Consider the following 3,885-nt stretch of genomic DNA (forward strand, 5'->3'; position numbering starts at 1 on the left):
CGGCCGAGGTAGCGGCCGAACTCGCCGAGGATCTCGCCGAGGTTCTTGCCCATCGTGATCATGCCCCAGCCGCCGATCGAGTGCATGCGCACGGCGATCGCGTGCTCGGGCAAGAGCGAAGGCGTCTCGGCCGAGCGCACGGCGTAGGGGTGGTCCACGCCGGAGAGGAAGAAGCTCTCGCCGTCCGCGGCCCTGCGGCCATCTTGCCGAGCGCCGCCCGCGGCCGCGAACTCCCAGGCGCCGAGGCTGTGCTCGGGCCGGAAGTCGCGGCTGCCCAGGCCGTAGACCCCGCTGAAGATGCGCGGCAGCTGCTCGGCGCCGATGGCCGGGATCTCCGGGTGCGCGGGCGCCACGCCGTTCTCCAGCGCCTTCGCGAAGGCCGCGCGCAGATCGCGGGTGAGCGGGTTGGCGCCGGCCAGCGGCTCGTCCGTGCGCTCGAGGACGATCACGCGCGGCAGGCCGGCGAGGGCTTCCACGAGGGCCGCCTCGGGGAAGGGCCGGAGCACGTTGACGTGCAGCGAGCCCACCTTCGCGCCGCGCGTGGCGCGCAGGTGGTCCACCGCGGCCTCGATGTTCTCGGCCGCCGAACCCAGCGAGACGAAGACCGTGTCCGCGTCCTCGCAGCGGTAGCGGCTGAGGAAGCCGTAGTGGCGGCCGGTCAGGCGCGCGAATTCCGCGTAGGCATCGCGGAGGAAGCCGAGGATGGGCTCGGCGAAGGCGTCGCGCCGCGCCACCACGCCGTTCATGTAGTGCTCTTGATTCTGCACCGGCCCGATGAGGGCTGGATTCGCGAGGTCGATGGCGGCCGGCACGCGGCGGCGGCGCGGACCGAAGAGCGCGCGCTGGGCGGGCGTGGGCGTCTCGATCATGTCCTCGGGCGCGCCGAGGAATTCTCTCAGCAGCTCGGCCTCGTGGCGGCGGAAGCTCCGCTCGAGGTGGCTGGTGAGGAAGCCGTCCTGGGCGTTGATGCCCGGCGTGAGCGCCAGCTCGGTCACGCGGCGCAGGATGACGGCCTGGTCGGCGGCCTGCTGGGCGTCCCTGGCGAAGAGGACGATCCAGCCCGTGTCGAGCGCGGCGTAGATGTCGTCGTGGCCGCAGTGCACGTTGAGCGCGTGCTTGGTGAGCGCGCGGGCGGCCACCTCGACCACCAGCGTCGAGAGCTTGCCCGGGGCGTGGTAGTACTGCTCGATGCCGTAGATGAGGCCCTGGCCCGAGGTGAAGTTGACGACGCGCTTGCCCGTCACCGAGTAGGCGATGGCGCCGCCCTGCGCGGCGTGCTCGCCCTCGGCCTCGATGGCGAGCTTGGGCCGACCGAAGACGTTCAGCTTACCCTCGGCAAAGGCGAGCTGGTAGTTCTCGCCCATCTCGGTGGAGGGCGTGATCGGATAGAAGACGCCGGCGTCCGTGATGCGCGCCTCGGTGTAGTAGGCCACGAGCTGGTTGCCGTTCGTGGTCAGGGGGATGCCGGGGTACTTCACGGGGGTCGCTTCGCGTTCGCTCATGAGGGGGGACCGCCTCCTGCGGCGTGAGATCGATGCATCCGCCAATAGATGGAGCATCCGTTGCATTCGCGCAAGGCAAGCCTTGGGCCTGCGCGTGGCCTGGAGGATTCAGGGTTCACAGGCCCTGTTATCGCCTGGGCCTGGCGCTACTTGCGGCTCCCCGTTCGCCGGGTTAGTCTGAGCGGACTGCCTCGAAAGGACGCCCATGCCCCGTAGCCCCGTCGCCCACTTCGACATCGAGTACCTGCAGATCCTGGATCCGGAGGGGAAGGTCGACGCGGCGCTCGACCCCAAGCTCGGCAAGGACGAACTGCTCGCCCTCTACCGCGGGCTGGTCTGGGGCCGCGAGGCCGACGAGCGCATGTTGAAGCTACAGCGCCAGGGTCGCCTGGGCACCTTCAGCCCCTCGGTGGGGCAGGAGGCCGTTTCGGTGGGCCCCAGTTATTGCATGGGCAAGACCGACTGGTTCGTGGGCGCATTCCGCGAGCTCGGCGGGCGCCTCATGCGCGGGCACCGCTTCCGCGACATCCTGCTCTTCTGGAACGGGCGCGAGGAGGGCTCGGCGATCGATCCCGCGCTGCGCACGCTCTGCGACTCGATCATCGTCGGTGCGCAGGTGCCGCACGCGGTGGGCCTCGCCTACGCCCAGAAGCTCCGCGGGGAGCAGGCGGCCACGGTCTGCTGGTTCGGCGACGGCGCCACCAGCCAGGGCGACTTCCACGAGGGGCTGAACTTCGCGGCGGTCTGGCAGGCGCCGGTGGTCTTCATCTGCCAGAACAACCAGTGGGCGATCTCCGTGCCGCGCAAGTTGCAAACGCGCTCGCAGAGCCTGGCGCAGAAGGCCATCGCCTACGGCATGCCGGGCATCCAGGTGGACGGCAACGACGTGCTGGCGATGGTGGTCGCCACGCGCGAGGCGCTCGCGCGCGCCAAGCGCGGCGAGGGGCCGACCCTGATCGAGGCCGTCACCTATCGCATGGGCGTGCACACCACGGCCGACGATCCCACGCGCTACCGCGACGAGGCCGCGGCCCAGGCCGAGTGGGCGGCCAAGGACCCGATCCTGCGCCTGCGCCGCTACCTCGAGGCGAAGAAGCTCTGGGACGAGAAGCGCGAGGAGGCCCTGCGCGAGGAGCTGCGGGCGCAGATCGCCGAGGAGGTCAAGGCCTTCGAGGCGGATACGACCTTTGCGCTCGATGCGCCGTTCGAGTACGTCTTCGGTACCGAGCACGCGGCGATCACGGAGCAGCGCGCCGAGTTCCTGGCGCTGATCGCCCGCGACGCCGAGCGCGAGCGCGAGGAGGCCGGCCGTGGCTAAGCTCACCATGATCCAGGCGATTAATCTTGCCCTCACGGAAATGATGGGGGAAGACGACAGCGTGCTGGTGATGGGCGAGGACGTCGGCGTCAACGGCGGCGTCTTCCGCGCCACCGAGGGCCTCCACGCCAGGTTCGGCGAGGCGCGCGTGCTGGACACGCCGGTGGCGGAGAGCGCCATCGTCGGCACGGGCATCGGCATGGCGATGGCGGGCCTCAGGCCCGTCTGCGAGATCCAGTTTTGCGGCTTCTCCTACCTGACGATGGCCCAGCTCGAAGGGCACGCGAGCCGCGTGCGCAATCGCAGCCAGGGCAAGCTCACGGTGCCGATGGTGGTGCGCGTCCCCTACGGCGGCGGCGTGCGCGCGCTCGAGCACCACAGCGAGAGCCGCGAGGCCTCCTTCGCGCACTTCCCCGGGCTCAAGGTCGTGATTCCCTCCACGCCGCGGAACGCGCGGGCGCTCTTGCGCAGCGCGATCGCCGATCCGGACACCGTGCTCTTCATGGAGCCCAAGCACAGCTATCGCGCCTGGCGCGAGGAGGTGCCGGAGGCCCCCGAGCAGCTCCCCATCGGCAAGGCCGAGCTCGTGCGCGAGGGGACGGACATCACGCTGATCGCCTGGGGCGCCATGCGCCGGCCCGCGGAACAAGCCGCTGCGCTGCTCGGAGAGCAGCGCGGCGCAACGGTTGAGCTGATCGACCTGCTCACGATCGCGCCCCTGGACGTGGAGACCATCGCCGCCTCGGTGCAGAAGACGGGCCGCTGCGTCGTCGTGCAGGAGGCGCCGCGGAGCTTCGGCGTGTCCAGCGAGCTGGTCACCGTGATCAACGACCGCGCGCTGATGTATCTCGAGGCGCCGGTGGCGCGCGTGACGGGCTTCGACGTCGTCACGCCCGGCTTCAGCCGCGAGAAGGCCTACCTGCCCACGGCCGGGCGCATCGCCGATGCGCTGGCCGCCACGCTGGACTTCTAGGAGGCGCCGTGTTCGAGTTCAAGCTGCCGGACCTGGGCGAGGGCGTGCACGAGGGCGAGATCCTCAAGTGGCACGTGGGCGTCGGCGAGGCG

Annotated in this window: 3 protein-coding genes; 2 read left to right on the plus strand and 1 reads right to left on the minus strand. The window is 70.5% G+C overall.

Translation table 11 applies throughout. The annotated features are described in order from the left end of the window. The coding region (locus tag FJ251_14280; protein ID MBM4118872.1) for an oxidoreductase at positions 1-1,502 on the minus strand (1,502 nt) is incomplete at its 3' end. 205 nt (positions 1,503-1,707) lie between these two features. Here FJ251_14280 and pdhA point away from each other — a divergent pair. Together pdhA and FJ251_14290 are read left to right on the plus strand one after the other, a co-directional pair. Further along, complete coding sequence (pdhA, locus tag FJ251_14285; protein MBM4118873.1) at positions 1,708-2,820, plus strand: pyruvate dehydrogenase (acetyl-transferring) E1 component subunit alpha; 1,113 nt, start codon at positions 1,708-1,710, stop codon at positions 2,818-2,820. Between the two features lie 7 nt (positions 2,821-2,827). Continuing rightward, positions 2,828-3,793 carry an alpha-ketoacid dehydrogenase subunit beta gene (locus FJ251_14290; protein MBM4118874.1) on the plus strand — a complete coding sequence of 322 codons (966 nt, stop codon included), beginning with the start codon at positions 2,828-2,830 and terminating at the stop codon, positions 3,791-3,793. Positions 3,794-3,885: the final 92 nt, after the last annotated feature.

The sequence above is a fragment of the bacterium genome, assembly GCA_016873475.1.
Taxonomy (GTDB): Bacteria; Krumholzibacteriota; Krumholzibacteriia; order JACNKJ01; family JACNKJ01; genus VGXI01.